This is a genomic window from Zafaria sp. Z1313 (assembly GCF_050563205.1).
Classification (GTDB): Bacteria; Actinomycetota; Actinomycetes; order Actinomycetales; family Micrococcaceae; genus JAZDCJ01.
Genome location: NZ_JBNWUK010000005.1, coordinates 192,452 through 209,516, shown reverse-complemented (window position 1 = coordinate 209,516; position 17,065 = coordinate 192,452). Strand labels below are relative to the sequence as shown.

General features: G+C 72.0%; 13 protein-coding genes. 5 read left to right on the top strand and 8 right to left on the bottom strand.

What is annotated here, in order from left to right:
• Window positions 1-914, top strand: a 914-nt coding sequence (locus ACQ3I4_RS07665; RefSeq protein WP_430632801.1) for an IS256 family transposase, incomplete at its 5' end; no start/stop codon positions are given.
• 418 nt (window positions 915-1,332) lie between these two features.
• Here ACQ3I4_RS07665 and ACQ3I4_RS07660 read toward each other — a convergent pair.
• Together ACQ3I4_RS07660 and dinB are read right to left on the bottom strand one after the other, a co-directional pair.
• Complete coding sequence (locus ACQ3I4_RS07660; protein WP_430633243.1) at window positions 1,333-1,695, bottom strand: DUF3040 domain-containing protein; 363 nt, start codon at window positions 1,693-1,695, stop codon at window positions 1,333-1,335.
• Between the two features lie 203 nt (window positions 1,696-1,898).
• The gene (gene dinB / locus ACQ3I4_RS07655; protein WP_430633242.1) at window positions 1,899-3,134 is read right to left on the bottom strand and encodes a DNA polymerase IV; all 1,236 of its coding nucleotides are present in this window, start codon (window positions 3,132-3,134) and stop codon (window positions 1,899-1,901) included.
• A gap of 104 nt (window positions 3,135-3,238) precedes the next feature.
• Here dinB and ACQ3I4_RS07650 point away from each other — a divergent pair, with 104 nt between their 5' ends.
• A complete protein-coding gene (locus ACQ3I4_RS07650) occupies window positions 3,239-4,336 on the top strand; it encodes a polyprenyl synthetase family protein (protein WP_329860235.1) in 1,098 nt (365 codons plus the stop codon).
• Window positions 4,337-4,351: 15 nt separating this feature from the next.
• On the opposite strand, the gene ACQ3I4_RS07645 is transcribed toward ACQ3I4_RS07650, so the two are convergent.
• Window positions 4,352-4,723, bottom strand: coding sequence for an Rv2175c family DNA-binding protein (locus ACQ3I4_RS07645; RefSeq protein ID WP_430633241.1), 372 nt, complete (start codon window positions 4,721-4,723; stop codon window positions 4,352-4,354).
• 183 nt (window positions 4,724-4,906) lie between these two features.
• On the opposite strand from ACQ3I4_RS07645, the gene ACQ3I4_RS07640 reads away from it, so the two are divergent.
• Window positions 4,907-6,292, top strand: a complete 1,386-nt coding sequence (locus tag ACQ3I4_RS07640) for a LysM peptidoglycan-binding domain-containing protein (protein ID WP_329860238.1) — start codon at window positions 4,907-4,909, stop codon at window positions 6,290-6,292.
• A gap of 223 nt (window positions 6,293-6,515) precedes the next feature.
• Here the strand turns inward: ACQ3I4_RS07640 and ACQ3I4_RS07635 are convergent, their stop codons facing one another.
• The 5 genes from ACQ3I4_RS07635 to ACQ3I4_RS07615 all read right to left on the bottom strand — a co-directional run bounded on the left by ACQ3I4_RS07635 (window position 6,516) and on the right by ACQ3I4_RS07615 (window position 15,502).
• Window positions 6,516-7,985 (bottom strand): sensor histidine kinase, encoded by a 1,470-nt coding sequence (locus ACQ3I4_RS07635; RefSeq protein ID WP_329860239.1) that lies wholly within the window; start codon window positions 7,983-7,985, stop codon window positions 6,516-6,518.
• Between the two features lies 1 nt (window position 7,986).
• Window positions 7,987-12,822, bottom strand: coding sequence for an NAD-glutamate dehydrogenase (locus tag ACQ3I4_RS07630; RefSeq protein WP_430633240.1), 4,836 nt, complete (start codon window positions 12,820-12,822; stop codon window positions 7,987-7,989).
• Window positions 12,823-12,932: 110 nt separating this feature from the next.
• Window positions 12,933-14,168 (bottom strand): AAA family ATPase, encoded by a 1,236-nt coding sequence (locus tag ACQ3I4_RS07625; RefSeq protein WP_430633239.1) that lies wholly within the window; start codon window positions 14,166-14,168, stop codon window positions 12,933-12,935.
• A complete protein-coding gene (locus ACQ3I4_RS07620; protein WP_329860243.1) occupies window positions 14,165-14,815 on the bottom strand; it encodes an SAF domain-containing protein in 651 nt (216 codons plus the stop codon). The genes ACQ3I4_RS07625 and ACQ3I4_RS07620 overlap by 4 nt, the downstream gene beginning before the upstream one ends.
• A 138-nt stretch (window positions 14,816-14,953) precedes the next feature.
• The gene (locus ACQ3I4_RS07615; RefSeq protein WP_430633238.1) at window positions 14,954-15,502 is read right to left on the bottom strand and encodes a hypothetical protein; all 549 of its coding nucleotides are present in this window, start codon (window positions 15,500-15,502) and stop codon (window positions 14,954-14,956) included.
• A gap of 114 nt (window positions 15,503-15,616) precedes the next feature.
• On the opposite strand from ACQ3I4_RS07615, the gene ACQ3I4_RS07610 reads away from it, so the two are divergent.
• Window positions 15,617-16,360, top strand: a complete 744-nt coding sequence (locus ACQ3I4_RS07610) for a LysM peptidoglycan-binding domain-containing protein (protein ID WP_329860245.1) — start codon at window positions 15,617-15,619, stop codon at window positions 16,358-16,360.
• Between the two features lie 85 nt (window positions 16,361-16,445).
• On the top strand, window positions 16,446-16,988 hold the full coding sequence (locus ACQ3I4_RS07605; protein ID WP_329860247.1) for an Rv3235 family protein: 543 nt from the start codon (window positions 16,446-16,448) through the stop codon (window positions 16,986-16,988).
• Window positions 16,989-17,065 lie beyond the last annotated feature (77 nt).

Below are 17,065 nucleotides of genomic sequence, written 5' to 3'. Positions count from 1 at the left end.
ATGAGATGGTCCTGTCGCTCTATGCCAAGGGCCTGACCACCGGGGAAATCAGCGCGCACTTCGCCGAGATCTACGGTGCGTCCGTGTCAAAGGAGACCGTCTCGCGGATCACCGACAGGGTGCTCGACGAGATGGCCGCGTGGCAAAACCGGCCGCTGGATGAGGTCTACGCGGCGATCTTCATCGACGCCATCGTCGTCAAGGTCCGCGACGGGCAGGTCGCCAACCGGCCCGTCTACGCCGCGATCGGCGTGACGCTGGAGGGTGAGAAGGACATCCTCGGCCTGTGGGCCGGCACCGGCGGTGAGGGCGCGAAGTTCTGGATGAGCGTGCTCACCGACATCAAGAACCGCGGCGTGAAAGACACCTTCTTCCTGGTCTGCGACGGCCTCAAAGGCCTGCCCGAAGTCGTCACCAACGTCTGGCCGCTGACAACCGTGCAGACCTGCATCATCCACCTGATCCGCAATACCTTCCGCCTGGCCTCGAAGAAGGACTGGGACGCGCTCAAACGGGACGTGAAGCCCATCTACACCGCCGTGAACGCTGCGGCCGCCAGGGCGGCGTTCGAGGAGCTCACCGAGCGCTGGGGCAAGAAATACGGGGCCATCGTGCGGCTGTGGGAGAACGCGTGGGAGGAGTTCATCCCGTTCCTGGACTATGACGTGGAAATCCGGCGCGTGATCTGCTCGACCAATGCGATCGAATCCCTCAACGCCAGGTACCGGCGCGCCGTGAAGGCCCGGGGTCATTTCCCCACCGAGCAGGCTGCGCTAAAGTGCCTGTATCTGGTCACCCGATCCCTCGATCCGACCGGTGCCGGCAAGACCCGATGGGCCGTGCGTTGGAAGCCCGCTTTGAACGCCTTCGCCATCACTTTCAGCGACCGATTCCCGGCCGCTGAAAGCTACTAAAAGAAACCGCCGGATACACCGTTAATGAGATAGTCCCTCCGGATCCGCGTGATTCCGCGGATGAATCGAGGTGGTGGGAAGTGGAGGGAATTTCGCGCCGGCCGGGCGCACCAGGGATCCCGGTGCCGCACATCGCGGCTCGCAGGAGCCCCCTGGGGCCCCGGAGGGCGGCATCGGGCCCTCCGGGGAGGGAAGTGGAGGGTCCCGTGGTGGGAAAGGGAGGGACCCGTGGCGGGGTGCGGAGTCACCCGTGGTGGGAAGTGGAGGAGTCCGGGCCGGGGAGCGGCGGACCCGCGGCGGAAGGTGGAGGAAGCCGTGGCGGGGTGCCAAGTCACCCGGAGACGACGGAAGGCAGGACCCGTCGGGTCCTGCCTTCCGTCTGCTCTACGACCGCGCCCTGGGGCCCGGACGCCCGGGGTTACTGGTCGTCGCGGCGGCGCGCGTCCCAGCGCGATTCGAGGTCCGCCATGAAGGAGCTCTTGGCGCCCGCGTTCTTCGGGGCCTTCGAGCCGCCGCCGAGCGCGTTGCGCGAAACGGCGATGTAGACGCCTCCGCACATCAAGGCGAAGCCGACGACTCCGACCGGGATCCACTGGCTCGAAACGCCCAGGATCAGGACGACGATGCCCACGACGGCCAGCAGCGCGCCAATGGCGATGTTGCGGGTCGAATACCCGCCCGGGGACGTGTTGGACTTCATGGACGACGCGAAGCGGTGGTCCTCATGCAGTTGCTTCTCCAACTGCTCGAGCAGGCGCTGCTCGTGTTCGGAAAGCGGCATGGTCCCTTCCCCGTTCCCCTGGTGGCGTGCGGGCCGCCTACGGCCCCTTACCCTATTCAACGTCGTTCCCGCCGGTGTTGTTCCGGCCGGTCAATCCCCCCGTATGTGACGGGGTTCCTGCTGGTTCCTCAAGGATAGTCCCGGATCCGTCCCCCGCGGTAGTCGAAGGACCCCGCCGGCGCAGCCGGCGGCCCCGCACCGCGTCAGCCCGTCCCCTCGTCCCCCCGGACGGGGTCCGTGGGGGAAGGACCGCCGGGGGTGCCCTCCCCGTCCGGCAACAGGGCCGCGGGGCGGACGCGCTGTCCGGGGAACCGGGCCCGCACCTGGTCCATGGCGGCCTCGGCCTGGCGCCAGTTGGCGTCGCTGCGGTTGAACGTGAGCTGGTAGGCGCCGCCCGATTCGTGCAGCTGTTCGGCCCGCACACCAATCAGCCGCACGGCCTGGGGCAGCGGGGCGAGCGAGTCCAGCAGGCCCCGCGCGGCGGCGCCGATCTCCGCCGCCGAGTCCGTGGGCTGGGTGAGTCGACGGCTGCGGGAGAGCGTCGAGAAGTCGGCGTAGCGAAGCTTCAGGGCCACGGTGCCGGCCTCGCGCCCCGCATCCCGCAGGCGCTCGGCCACGCGGTGCGAGAGCCGCAGGAGCTCCCGGTGCAGCCGGCCGGCCTCGCGCGTGTCCTCGGCGAACGTCTCCTCGGCGCCGATGCTCTTCTCCTCCCGCACGGGTTCGACCGCCCGGTCGTCGAGCCCCCAGGCGAGGTCGTGCAAGTGGGCCCCCTGGACGCCGAGCATCTTCTCCAGGGCCGGGCGCGGCATCTGGGCGAGGTCCCGGACGGTCGCCAGGCCGGCGCGTTCGAGGACGGCCGCCGTCTTCGCCCCGACGCCCCACAGCGCCGTCACGGGAAGGGCCTGGAGGAACTCGACCGTGCGCGCCGGCTCCACCACGAGGAGCCCGTCCGGCTTGGCACGCGTGGAGGCCACCTTGGCCACGAACTTGTTCCGCGCCACTCCCACGCTGGCCGGCAGGCCCAGCTCGTCCCTCAGCCGGCGCCGGATGAGCGTCCCGATGGCCGCGGGATGCCCCAGCCTCCGCTGGCTCCCCGTGACGTCGAGGAAGGCCTCGTCGACGCTGACCGGCTCCACGAGCGGCGTGATCTCTCGGAAGAGGTCCATGATGCGCCGTGACACCGCCGAGTAGCCCGCATGCCGTGGCTCGAGCACAACGGCGTGGGGCGCGAGCCGCAGGGCGACCGCCATCGGCATGGCCGAGCGCACTCCGAGCGCCCGGCATTCATAGGAGGCCGAGAGGACCACGGAGCGGCCCGCCGGGTGCCCCACGATGACCTGGCGGCCCCGCAGCTCGGGGCGGTCGAGGAGCTCGACCGAGACGAAGAACGCGTCCATGTCCACGTGCAGGACGGCGCGGAGTCGCTCGGTTCCGGTCATCCTCCCATGGTAGGCGCGGCCCCCGACGGAAACGGATCGCTACAGTAGAGGGGTACGATGCCCGGCCCCCGCGGGGCGTCCCACCCTTGAGGCAGATGGATGACATGAGCGACCCCTCCGTGGACACCACACTCCCCCGGCCCGATGCCTCCCGCTACGCCGAGGCGGTCGACGGCGCCCTGACGGCGTTCCTCGACGGGCAGCTGCGGGCCATCCGGGACATCGCGGAACCGGCCGGCGAACTCATCGTGGGCCTGCAGGAACTCGTGCGCGGGGGCAAGCGGATGCGCCCCCGCTTCGCCTATTGGGGCTTCGCCGGCGCCGGAGGCGATCCGGGCGATCCGCTCATCGTCCAGGCCGGGGCCGCGCTCGAGCTCTTCCAGGCCGCGGCGCTGATCCACGACGACCTGATCGACCGCTCCGACACCCGCCGCGGCCGCCCCAGCATGCACCGGCGATTCGAGGCGATCCACCGCGGCAGCGGGTGGCAGCGCGATGCCGGCCGCTTCGGCGAGGCGGCGGCCGTGCTGGCCGGGGACCTCTGCCTGTCCTTCAGCGAACAGCTGTTCGGGACCATCCATCCCCTGCGCCCGGCGGCCCGGGAGATCTTCGACCGCATGCGCACCGAGGTCATGGCCGGCCAGTTCCTGGACGTCCTGGAGGAGTCGGCAGGCCCGTCGCAGGATCCCGCCGAGGCGGCCGGCCGCGCACGGCGCATCCTGCGCTACAAGTCGGCGAAGTACTCGGCCGAGAACCCCCTGCTGCTGGGCGGCGCCCTGGCCGGGGCCTCCGACGAGCTGCTCGCCGCGTACTCCGCCTACGCGCTGCCGCTCGGCGAGGCGTTCCAGCTGCGCGACGACATCCTGGGCGTCTTCGGCGATCCCGCCCAGACGGGCAAGCCGGCGGGCGACGACCTGCGCGAGGGGAAGCGGACCGAGCTCGTGGCCCACGCGGTCATGATGTCCCCGCCCGCCGACCGCGACTTCATCAACGCCCGGCTCGGCGCCGAGGACCTCACCGACGGGGAGGTCGCCAGGCTCCGGGACATCCTGCGCGGGGCGGGAGCGCTGGAGGCCACCGAGGCGTCGATCGCCGGGCTCTCCGCGCAGGCTTTCGCCGCGCTCGAGGCCATGCCCGTGGACGAGGCCCACCGCGCGGCGCTCCGCGCGCTCGGCGAGGCCGCCATCACCCGGGTCAAGTAGGCCCGCCAGCGGGTCCTACCAGGCGAGGGCCTGGGCGCGCCGCCTGATCTCCGTCTTCCGCCCCTCGCGCAGCGCCTGGATGGGACTGCCGCCGAGCGACTCGTCCTCCGTGAAGAGCCACGCCAGCAGCTCCTCGCCGCTGAAGCCCGAGTCCACGAGGACCGTGATGGTGCCCTTGAGGCTGTCCACGAGGTGCCCGTCCTGGATGAAGGCCGCGGGGATGGCCCGGATCTTGTTGTCGCCGATGCGGTGCGCGACGACCGAGCGGTCGTCGATCAGGCTGTGCACCTTCTTCAGGGGAAGCCCCAGCTGCTCTGCGGCCTCGGGGAGGGACAGCCATTCGGAGACGCGTTCTTCGAGAGTACTCACCCCCTTAGGGTGCCACATCGGGGACGTTGAACACGCCGAATGCACCCCATGACCAGTTCAAACGGGCTTTTGTGTTAGCCGTGCATCGTGTAGATTCTCTCAAGTCACACTTGCAACACTGGTCACACAGGCAACTGGCGCCCTGCCTGGCGCCGTCTGGTGGCTGGTCGGCCGCTGCCGCCCTGAACAGAGGACCCTTCCATGCCAGAGCCCCGCACTGCTCACCCGCGTGCCACACGCCCAGACCAGATCAGCACCCGGACCCACCGCGCCCTCGGGATGAGCGGAGCCGTCGCGGCCGCGGCGATCCCCGCCGTCGTCCTGTCCGGGCTCGCCGCCGCGCCGGCCACGGCCGCCCCCGCGACGACCACGGTCCTGGCCCCGAAGGCGGCGTCCGCGGCCAACATCGCCGCGGCGCAGCAGCGGATCGCCGCGGACCGCGTCGCGGCCGCCGTTCCCACCCGCCTGACGGTCGCCGCCTCGGTGCCCGCGAGCGTCGTGGTCCGCAGCGGCGACACGCTCTCGCACATCGCGGCCCGCCACAAGGTCTCCCTCGCCACGATCCTGAAGGCCAACAACATCAAGGCCACGGACATCATCCGCCCCGGCCAGGTCATCAAGCTCAAGGGCACCTCCACCGCGGCCCCCGCGGCCAAGGCCGCCACCCCGGCCGCTGCGCCGGCCGCGAAGACCTACACCGTGGTCGCCGGCGACACGCTCTCCCACATCGCGGCACGCCACAAGGTCTCCCTCGCCACGATCCTGTCGGCGAACAACATCAAGGCCACCGACATCATCCGCCCCGGACAGAAGCTGACCGTGGGCAACGCCCCCGCGTCCTCCACCCCGGCCCCCGCGGCGAAGGCACCGGCGGCCAAGGCCCCCGCGGCCGCGGCGCCCGCACCGGCCGCCAAGACCTACACCGTCGTCTCCGGCGACACGCTCTCCGGGATCGCCTCCCGGCACAACATCGCGCTCTCGGTCCTCCTGCAGGCCAACAACCTCAGCAGCACCACCGTCATCCACCCGGGCCGCAAGCTCACGATCAGCGGCGGCACGGTCTCCTCGACGTCCTCGTCCTCCACGGAGGCCCGGCCGCAGCTGGTCCCGAGCACGTTCCTGCACTACAAGTACCCGGCGTCCACCGTGAAGTCGGCCAACGACAACAAGTACGAGCTGCTCTCCCGCAATCTGCCCAACCGCGAGCAGATGAAGCAGATCATCGTCAGCACTGCGAACTCGATGGGCGTCGATCCGTCCCTCGCGCTCGCGCACGCCTACCAGGAGTCCGGGTTCAACATGGCCGCGGTCTCCCCGGCCAATGCGATCGGCGCCATGCAGGTCATCCCCACGTCGGGCGAATGGGCCTCGCAGCTCGTCGGCCGCCAGCTGGACCTGCTCGACCCGCACGACAACGCCGTGGCCGGCGTCGCGATCATCCGCTCCCTGCAGCGCACGAGCGCGACGAAGGAGATTGGCATCGCCTCCTACTACCAGGGGGCCGGCTCCGTGAAGCGCAACGGCATGTACAGCGACACCAAGCGCTACGTGGCCAGCGTCCTGGCGCACCAGAAGACCTTCAAGTAGGTCCTGGGGCCGTCTCCGGCCGCTGGATCCCGTACGACGGCGGGGCTCCCCCGGGAGCCCCGCCGTCGGCGCGTCGGGGCCCGCCTTCACGGATCGCGGCAACCGGGTCGCGTGGCGTCGCCGTCCCGCCGCGCGTCGTGGGTGGGCGGAGGCCCGGGCCGCATGCCCGACGCCCGGGCACGCGGGCGCGGCCCCGGCGTCGTCCTCCGCGCCGTCCCCCGGCTCAGGCCGCGGCGACCGGCAGGTCGAGGACGACGCGGGTCCCGCCCCCGGGGCGCTTCGCCCAGGCGATGCTGCCGGCGAGCTCGGAGGTCACGAGCGTGCGCACGATCTGCAGGCCGAGGCCCTCGTGGCCCGGCTGGCCGTCGAGGCCCACGCCGTCGTCCTCGACCGTGACGGAGAGGCGGGGGGTCCCATCCGGATCCGTCCGCCGCTCGGCCCCCAGCGAGACCGTGCCGTCCCGCTCCCCGAGCCCGTGTTCGACGGCGTTGGAGACGAGCTCGTTGATGACGAGCGAGAGCGGCGTGGCCAGCTCGCTCGGCAGGCCGCCGAAGCTGCCCGTCCGCTCCGTGCGCACGACCTGCCCCGGCGAGGCGACCTCGGCCGCGAGCCTGAACTGGCGGTCGATCAGCTCGTCGAAGTCCACGTTCTGCGTCAGCCCCTGCGACAGGGTCTCGTGCACGAGCGCGATCGTCGCGACCCGGCGCATCGCCTGGTCCAGCCCCAGGCGGCCCTCCTCCGACTGCATGCGCCGCGACTGCATCCGCAAGAGCGCCGCCACCGTCTGGAGGTTGTTCTTCACGCGGTGGTGGATCTCGCGGATCGTGGCGTCCTTGGACACGAGCTCCATCTCGCGGCGGCGCAGCTCCGTCACGTCGCGGCACAGCACGATCGCCCCGTAGCGAGTGGTGCCGTCACGCAACGGGATGGCGCGCAGCGACAGGCTCACGCCGCGCGATTCGACCTCCGTGCGCCACGGCATCTTGCCCGTGACGACGAGCGGAAGCGACTCGTCCACGAGCCGGCGGTCCTTGAGCAGCCCCGTCGTGACCTCGGCCAGCGAGCGGCCCTCGAGCCCGTCGATGCCGCCGAGGCGCCGGTACGCGGAGACCCCGTTGGGGCTCGCGTACTGCACGATCCCGTCGGCGTCCAGCCGGATCATCCCGTCGCCGACGCGTGGCGCGCCCCTGCGGGAACCGGTGGGCATCGAGAAGTCCGGCCACAGGCCCTGCGAGGACATCTTCAAGAGGTCCTGCGCGCACTTGCGGTAGGTCAGCTCGAGCCGCGAGGGCAGGCGCGTCCCGCCGAGGTCCGAGTGGCACGTGACGACGGCGAGCGAGCGCCCGTTGCGCCGCATCGGGACGGCCTCGACCCGCATGCCGGTCCCGATCCCGTCGTGGTCCTCCCCCGCGCGCTGGACCACGCCCGTGCGGAAGGCCTCGTCGACGAGGGGCTTGAGGTCCATGCGGATCCGCTCGCCCACGAAGTCGGTGTGGAACACCGTGTGGCTCGTCGACGGCCGCACGTGCGCGAGCGCGACGTAGGTCCCGTCCGGGCCCGGGTGCCACAGCACCAGGTCGGCGAACGCGAGGTCGGCGACGAGCTGCCAATCGCCGACGAGGAGGTGCAGCCATTCCTCGTCGCCCGGCCCGAACTCGGCGTGTTCCCGGACGGGATCGGTGAACGTGGCCAAGCTACCTCCGGACGATCGAGCGCAGCAGACGCAGGGCCACGGACAGGGAGGCCATGTCGTCGCGTTCGAGGCTGTTGACCTCGTCGAACATGCTCTTCACGCGGCCGAGGTTGTCGGCATTGCGCTCCTCCCACGCCTCGAGCCGCGCCACGGGGTCCGCCTCGTCCGGCGCCGCGGCGATCGCGGCCTGGGTGATGTCGACGGCGGTCGAGTACAGGTCGTCGCGCAGGGCCGCACGGGCCAGCGCCTCCCACCGGTCCCCGCGCGGCAGCTTGGTGATGCGCTCGAGGAGCGGATCCACGCCGAAGCGGTCGAAGACCACGTAGTAGACCTCGGCGACCTCCCGGGCCGGCAGCCCGGCCTCGCGGGCCGCGAGCGTGACGTCGAGCAGCGCGTAGCTCTCGAACTGCTGGGCCCAGCGCTCGGCGAGCGGCTCGGGCAGTCCCCAGGACAGCGCCTCCCCGCGCCACTCGGCCACGCGCGCGGCGTCGCGGCCGCGGAGCAGCGTCCCGAGCTCGGCGCGCAGCTCCAGGACGGTCTCGCGGAACGCGTCGATGTCCTCCTGCACCGAGCTGCCGCGGCCCACGTGGGCGATGAACCAGCGCGTCGCCCGGTCCAGCAGGCGGCGCATGTCCAGCTGGATCTGGCACCAGCGCTCGGTCGGGAAGTGGGCCGGCAGCTCCTTGACCTGCTCCATGAAGGAATCCAGGTCGAAGATCTCGCGCAGCGCGGTGAACGCCCGCGCGACGATGGCCTCGGGCGCGCTCGTCTCCTCCATGGTGCGGAAGGCGTACGTGATGCCGCCGAGGTTCACGACGTCGTTGGCGACGACCGTCGAGATGATCTCCCGGCGCAGCGGGTGGGCCAGCACCTCCTCCGGGAAGCGCTCGCTCAACTGCGGCGGGAAGTAGTCCAGCAGGGTGCGGTCGAAGTACGGGTCGTCGGCCAGGTCGCTGGCCGCGAGGGCCGTGGCGAGCTGGATCTTCGCGTACGCGACGAGGACGGACAGCTCCGGTGCCGTCAGGCTCTGGCCGGCGGCACGGCGCTCCTCCAGCTCGGTCGACGACGGCAGGAACTCGATCTCCCGGTCCAGGTCCGCCGAGCGCTCGAGCCAGTCCATGAGCCGTTCGAAGCTCGGGGACCACTCGGTGAGCTTCTGCTTGTCGTTGACGAGCAGGATGTTCTGGTCGACGTTGGTGCGCAGCACGAGCCGCGAGACCTCGTCCGTCATGGACGCGAGGAAGCCCGCGCGTTCCGCGGCGTCGAGCCGGCCGGCGGCGACGAGCCGGTCGACGAGGATCTTGATGTTCACCTCGTGGTCGGAGCAGTCGACGCCGGCGGAGTTGTCGATCGCGTCGGTGTTGAGGATGACGCCGTTGAGCGCGGCCTCGATGCGGCCGAGCTGGGTCATGCCCAGGTTGCCGCCCTCCCCCACGACGCGGGCGCGCAGCTGGGAGCCGTCGACGCGGATCGAGTCGTTGGCGCGGTCCCCGACCTCGGCGTGGGTCTCCGCCGATGCCTTGACGTAGGTGCCGATGCCGCCGTTGTAGAGGAGGTCGACCGGCGCGGCGAGGATGGAGCGGAGCAGCTCCGGGGGGGTCAGCGACGTCGTGCCGTCCGGGAGCCCGAGCACGGCCCGGACCTCGTCGGAGACCGGGATCGTCTTGGCGTGGCGCGGGTAGATGCCGCCGCCGGCGCTGAGCAGCGCGGCGTCGTAGTCCTCCCAGCTCGAGCGGGGCAGGGCGAAGAGCCGCTCCCGCTCGACGAAGGACGCCTCGGGATCGGGGTCCGGGTCGAGGAAGATGTGCCGGTGGTCGAACGCCGCGACGAGCTTGATGTGGCGCGAGCGCAGCATGCCGTTGCCGAAGACGTCGCCGCTCATGTCACCGATGCCGACGACCGTGAACTCCTCGGACTGGGTGTCGAGGTCCAGCTCGGTGAAGTGGCGGCGGACGGATTCCCACGCGCCGCGGGCCGTGATGCCCATGGCCTTGTGGTCGTAGCCGATCGAGCCTCCGGAGGCGAACGCGTCGCCGAGCCAGTGGCCCAGTTCGAGCGAGATCTCGTTGGCGATGTCGGAGAAGCTCGCCGTTCCCTTGTCCGCGGCGACGACGAGGTAGGTGTCGTCGCCGTCGAGCCGCACGACGTCGCGCGGCGGGACCACGGTCTCGACCCCGTCCACGGCGACCATGTTGTCCGTGATCTCGAGCAGCGCGCGGATGAAGATCCGGTAGGCGGCCTTGCCCGCCTCCATCCAGGCGTTCCGGTCCACCGCCGGGTCCGGGAGCTGCTTCGCGAAGAAGCCGCCCTTGGCCCCCGTGGGGACGATCACGGCGTTCTTGACCATCTGCGCCTTGACCAGGCCCAGGATCTCGGTGCGGAAGTCCTCGCGCCGGTCGGACCAGCGCAGTCCTCCGCGGGCCACCTCGCCGAAGCGCAGGTGGACGCCCTCGACCACCGGGGAGTACACCCAGATCTCGTACTTGGGCCGGGGGAACGGCGCGCCGTCGATCCGTGCCGGGGACATCTTGAAGGCGAGGTGGACGGCGCCCTGGAAGTAGTTCGTGCGCAGCGTCGCGTCGATGACGTTGACGAAGCGCCGCAGGAGGCGGTCCGCGTCCAGGGTGGGCACCTGCTCCAGCGCGGCGTCGAGTCCGTCCCGCGCCGCGGCGATCCGCCCGGCGCGGTCGGCGTCGTCGAGCCCGGGGTCGAACGTGGACTCGAAGAGCGCGACGAGGCCCTTGGCGACCTCGGGGTTGGCCAGCAGCGTGTCGGCGATGAAGCCGTAGGAGTTGGCCATCCCCAGCTGGCGGAGGTACTTGGCGTAGCTGCGCAGGATCGCGACCTGCCGCGAGCGCAGTCCTTCCTTGAGGATCAGCCGGTCGAAGCCGTCCGACTCGGCCAGGCCCAGCGAGACCGCACCGTAGGCCTCGGCGAGCAGCTCCTGCGTCGCGAGCGGATCCGCGCCGTCGGGGTAGCGCAGGCCCAGGTCGTACAAGTGGAAGCTGCGGCCGTCGCCGCGGGAGATCTCGAAGGGCTTCTCGTCCACCACCTCGAGGCCGAGGTTGCCCAGCACGGGCAGGATCCGGGTCAGCGAGAGCGGTTCGGCCAGGTAGAGCTTGAGCCGCGCGTCGATCCCGTGGCCGCGCCGTGCCGCGGCGGGCACGTAGACCTTGACGACGGGCCCCGCATGCGCGGGGTCGTCGTGGGCCGCGAACCGCTCGATGTCCTCGAGCGCGTCCTCGATCTCGAAGTCGACGCGGTAGGCGGCCGGGAAGGCCTCCGCCCAGCGCCGGGACAGCGTCGTGGCCTCCGCGCCGCCGTAGGAGCCGCGGACGGCCTCGTCGATGCCCTCGGACCAGGAGCGGACGGCGCGGACGAGCCGCGGCTCCAGCTCCGCCCGGCCGATCGCCGGGACGGATCCACCGCGGGGCAGGCGGATGCGGTAGAAGAGGCGGACCAGCGCGGAATCGCTCATCCGCACCTCGTAGTCCACCGTCTCGGAGGAGAAGGCCTTCTTCAGCTCCTCCTCGATCCGCAGGCGGACCGCGGTCGTGTAGCGGTCGCGGGGCAGGAACACGAGCGCGGACATAAAGCGCCCGTAGATGTCCGGCCGCAGGAACAGGCTCGTGCGGCGGCGCTCCTGCAGGCGCAGGATCCCGAGGACGGTCTCGAGCAGGTCCGGGATCTCGATCTGGAACAGCTCGTCGCGGGGGTAGGACTCGAGGATCGTCAGCAGGTCCTTGCCCGAGTGCGAGTCGGGCGCGAAGCGCGAGGCCTTCAGGACGGCGTCGACCTTCTCCCGCACGACGGGGATGCTGCGCACCGAGCGCGTGTACGCGCTCGAGGCGAAGAGCCCGATGAAGCGGCGCTCTCCGTTGACGTTGCCCTCGGGGTCGAAGCTCTTGACGCCGATGTAGTCGAGGTACACGCCGCGGTGCACGGTCGAGCGCGAGTTGGCCTTCGTGATGACGAGGGCCCGCTTCTCGCGGGCCTTGGCGCGCCCGGATTCGGTCAGGTGCTGGATGAGCCCGGACGACGGCGGCTTCCGGAGCATGCCGAGGCCGCTCTCCTGGCGCACGCGCAGGACGTCTTCGCCGTCCTCGGAGGCGAGGTCGTACTCGCGGTAGCCGAGGAAGGTGAAGTTCCCGTCGTCGAGCCAGCGCAGCAGCTCGACGGCGCTGCGCAGGTCGGGGATGTCCTCTCCTCCGCGGACCGAGCCGAGCGAATCGGCGATCTCATGGGCCTTGGCGCGCATGGCGCGCCAGTCCTCGACGGAGACGCGCACGTCCTCGAGGACGGACTCGAGGCCCTCGACGAGCGCGGCGGCCTGCTCGGAGGTCGGCTCGCCGCCGATCTCGATGGCGATCCAGGACTCGATCTGGGAGTGGCCGTCGCCGTCGGTCATAAAGCGCGCGAGGTTCGGCAGGGCGGCCGTGTCGCCGCTGGAGATCGGATTGGCGGTCGCGACGGCCTCGAGGCGCGTCAGGCTGCCGTCGCCGTCGGAGCGGCGGGCGATGAAGACGGGGTGGACGACGAGGTTGATGGCCTGCTTCTGCCGCACCAGCTCGGCCGTGACCGAGTCGACGAGGAAGGGCATGTCGTCGGTGACCACGTAGACGACGGACGTAGAGCCGTGCGTTCCGATCGCGACGCGGGCCGCGCCGCGGGGCCGCGCGAAGCCGGTCTCGAGGTGCGCCCCGACGCGCGACTCGAGCTCACCGGGAGGATAGGCCCGCGCATCCTCGTCCGCCAAGTGGCCGTAGTAGGTGTCAACAAAGGTGGGAGTGAGTGTTTCAGCGATAAACCCTGTGGCCATGCTGGACCCCGACGACATCAAAGAACGCCTCCGTAGAAGGATGTCGACCGCGCCGTTGCGGTCATGTACAAGGGCAAGCCTAACGTCCTGCGGCGGCTGGGTCACATCCCCTCCGGCCCCCGTCCCGCTCAGCGCCGGAACGCGCCCACGCGGCGTTGGACGCCGTGTCCGGCGAGGCCCGCGATCGCGGCCCGCAGGCGGCTGTCGGGGAACGACTCGGCGAGGGCGCTGCCGGCCAGCAGGGCCGCGTCGACGGCGTCGGGATCCCATGGCAACCAGCCCGTGATGGGCAGCCCGGGGCCGAAGCGCTCCCACGTCTCGCGGAGCTGGCGCTCGGGCTTGCGACCGAGGGCGGCGCCCTTGACCTTGTTGAAGACGATGTTCGGGCGGACCGTCGGCAGTACCTCCTGCAGCGCCTCGAGCGCCTTGATCAGCCGCGGCACGCCGACGCTGTCCGCCTGGCCCACGGCCACGACCTCGTCCGCGGCCTCGAGGACCGCCAGGGCCGCGCCGTTGCGCTGCGGCGCGGCGGTGTCGAAGCTCAGGTCCTCGTCGAGCTCCAGGTAGGCGGACGTGTCGACGACGACGAGATCGACCTGGCGGCGGGCGAAGTCGAGGACGCGCCCGAGGGCGGCCGCGCGCAGCTCGGGCCAGCGCTGGGCCCGGGGCAGCCCCGTGGCGATGCGCAGCCGCGTTCCGGCGACGGCGACGACCGGGCACGCGCGCTCGAAGCCGGCCGCGTCCAGGACGCCCTGGTCCGCGAGCCGGCAGAGCTGCGCCGCTCCCGCGGACTCGTCGAGCAGACCGAGGTGCACGCCGGCGCTCGCGCCGTAGGTGTCGGCGTCCACGAGCAGGACGCTCCGGCCGGCCTGCGCCGATTCCACGGCGAAGTTGACCGCGACGGTGGTGCGGCCCGGGGACCCCGTGGGACCCCAGACCGCCACGACCCGGCCCTTCGGGCGTTCGGCCCGGGCGCCATCGCGGTCCCCGGGCCGGTGCCCGGCGGCCGCCACGGGGCCCGGACCGCGGCCGGCCTCCTGTTCGAGGAGCTCCGTCACGGCATGCTCGTCCGCCTCCACGGGGAGGCAGTGCGCACCGAGGCCGGCGAGCCGCGCCCGTTCCCCGTCGTCGTCGACGAGGACGACGACGGTGGCACCGAGCCCCGTGAGCGCGTCGACGAGGGGCGCCTCGACCTCGCTGGCCGGCCCGGCCAGGAGCGCCGCATCGGCGAGTCCGGACTCGGCGAGCGCCGCGATCTCGGCCAGCTCGTCGGTCCTGCGGACGACGGTCACGCGGCCGCGCAGGGCCTCGATGCGGTCGCCGAGGCCGAGCTCGTCGGCCCACAGGGCGACCGAGACGGTCACGGTTCCTCCCCGGTCGGGTTGAACACCACGGTGACGCGGGCGTCGTTGGCGAGGACGCCGAGGAGGCCGCCGAGCCGCGAGTCCTCGACGAGCACCTCGAGCACGACGCCGTCGCTCGCGCCGAAGCCGCTCTCGAGGGGACGGATCGCCGCGACCTCCGTGGCGGGCAGGACGAGCTCGGGTTCGGCGTAGGCGTTGGCGGCCCGGTCGCGGGTCGAGGCCCAGATGTCCACGCGGCTGCCGGCGACCACGGCCTGTGGCAGGGACTGGGCGACCTCGATGGTCACGGGCTTGCGGTTGCCGGGGTCGTGGCGGCCGACGGCTCCGCGCGCCACGAGCTCGCCGGCCCGGATCAGCTCGGTGGCCTGGAGCCCGTCCAAGGCGTCGCCGGCGGGCAGGTAGCCGTCCTCGAGCCCGTCGAGCCGGACGTCGGCGACGGTCAGCCGGGAGGGGTCGATCTTCTCCCCCAGGGAGATGTCCTCCTTGGCGACGAACACCGGCGCGGTGCGGTCGAGCGAGGAGACGAGGGCGACGACCCCGGCGACCGACGCGGCGATGAGCAGGATGCCGACCAGCAGACGCGGATCGCGCCACCCCGGGCGGCGCAGCCTGCGCGCCTCGTTCTCCGCCTTGCCTGCAGACGACACGGCCTTCCCCCTGTTTCCCGGACGCGCGTCCGTTGCCCTGACTTGTCAGCACGGCGACACGCCGGCTTCATGCATCGACTTTATTGGTCAAGGCGGCAATCCACCAACCGGAGCGGGTCCGGCTGTGGACGAGCGGGGTCAGGCGATGCGCCGCAGGGCCGCGAGCGCCCCGAGGGGAACCAGGAGCGTGGACCGCACCTCGGGCGATCTGCGGTACTCGGAGGCGTCATGGACGGCGAGCTGCAGGTAATCCGTCCCGACATGGTCCAGCGTCCCGGTGCCGAGGACATCCCCGTCGCGGGAGTGCAGGACGACGACGGCCCGGTCCCGGACCACGGCGCGCAGGGCCATCCGCAGGCTGACCTTGGAGCGGCGGGGTCCCTCCGGCGCCACGCGGGCACCCACTCCCTCGAGGCTGCGCAGCGCGGGCGTCGGCAGGAGGTACTCCCCCGCACCCGATTCGATTGCGAGCCAGCCCTCGCCCACGTGGCGCAGGGTGCCCTGAAGCCGCAGGCCGCCCAGCGCCACGACCGTGACCAGTCCGCCTTCGTGTCCCGCGAGCCGCCCGGCGAGCGGGAGCTGCGAGCGCTCGACGCGGACCATTTCCTGGATCTCGACGACGCGGTCGCGCGCCGCCTCGCCGTTCAGCTGCGCCTCCAGGTCGGCGAACAGGGAATCCCATCTCATGGGACCAGCCTAGCGAGTTCCTCCATCCCCGGGACTAGACAGTTGGTTGAGGCAAGTGCAATGATACGAAGGCATCAACATCAAATGCGATCAAATGACATCAAGGGGGCGGCAATGGCCGATCGGACGTGGATACGGGATGCGGGGTACACCGGGGCGTTCCTGGCCCTGGGGATCCTCCTGCTCCTCAGCGGCGCCTCGCTGCACGATTCCGGCCGGGAGGCGGCCACCTCGTGGGACCGCTTCGAGCAGGGCGCCGCCTTGGCCGTCTCGGCCCTGGGGTTGTCCGTGCTCGCGTGGTGGGTCCTGAGCGCGGCCGCGGCCGTCGCCGCGGTGCTCCTCCAGCGGGCCGGGCACCTCCGCGTGGCCGGAAGCCTGGGCCGCGCCGCTCCCGCCCACGTGCGGCGACTGGCCGCCGTCGTCCTCGGCGCCAACCTCCTCGTCGCCCCCGCGGCGCAGGCCGTCCCCGCCGCCCCGTCGCCAGCGTGGGGAGCCGAGCGGCCGGCCTCCACGGGAGCCCCGTCCCCCGCGTGGGAGGCGCGCTCGGCCGAACATCCCCCGACCGTCCGCGCGGCGATGCCCGCGACGGCACCGGACCCCGCCTGGCGTGCCGAGCGGCCCGCGGCTCCCCTCGGTCCGGCGCTCGGCAGCGGGCAGCGGACGGCGGAGGAGGGCACCGTCGTCGTCCTCGCGGGCGACACCCTCTGGAGCATCGCCGCCCGGAGCATCGGTCCCGAGGCGAGCGAGGCCGAGATCGCGAGGGAATGGCCGCGCTGGTACCGGGCCAACCAGTCGACGATCGGCCCGAATCCCGACCTCCTGGCCGTGGGGACCATCCTGATGCGCCCCGGACGCTAGACACGCTGGCCCCACCCGCGGGTCCCACGACAAGCATCGACGTCATCCAACCGCCGGCCCGGCCGGAGAACGCAAGGAGCGAATCATGAGCAGCACCCCCGAACCCCGCAAGATCACCGCGCGGCGCCTCCAGGCGGCCCCGTCATCCGCCCCGGGCGGGCGGCACCCGCGCCGCTTCGAGGACCTGCTGACCCGGCGTCCGGCCGCCTCGCCGCTCGCCGGCGGCTCCGCAGCGGGCGGCGCCCCACCCCGGGAGCGGGCCCGGGCTGCGGAGCTCGAGCGCCGCGCCGAGAACCGCCAGATCGCGACGATCGCCCGCCTCGTCGGCCAAGTGGCCTTCGAGTCGCTGTCCGGCCTCCGGCCCGTGGCGCAGCTGTCCCGCTGGCTCGAGCCGGCGGTCATGGACAAGGTGCGGGAGCGGGCGGAGCTGTGCCACGCGGCACGGGCGGGTTCCGACGCGTTGCAGCGACGCGGCACGGCCGTGACGCGGACCAGGATCTGCCGCGTCGCCGACGGCGTGTACGAGGCCTCGCTCGTGGTCACCGAACGCCAGCGGTTCCGAGCCGCCGCGCTGCGGATCGAGCAGCGGCGGGGACAGTGGAGGGTCTCCGCGCTCGAGCTCGGCTAGCGGCCTCTCCCCTGCGCGCAAGTGCCCGGACGCACCGCGACCCCGGCATCCACGGCCTGCCGTGGGCACCGGGGCCG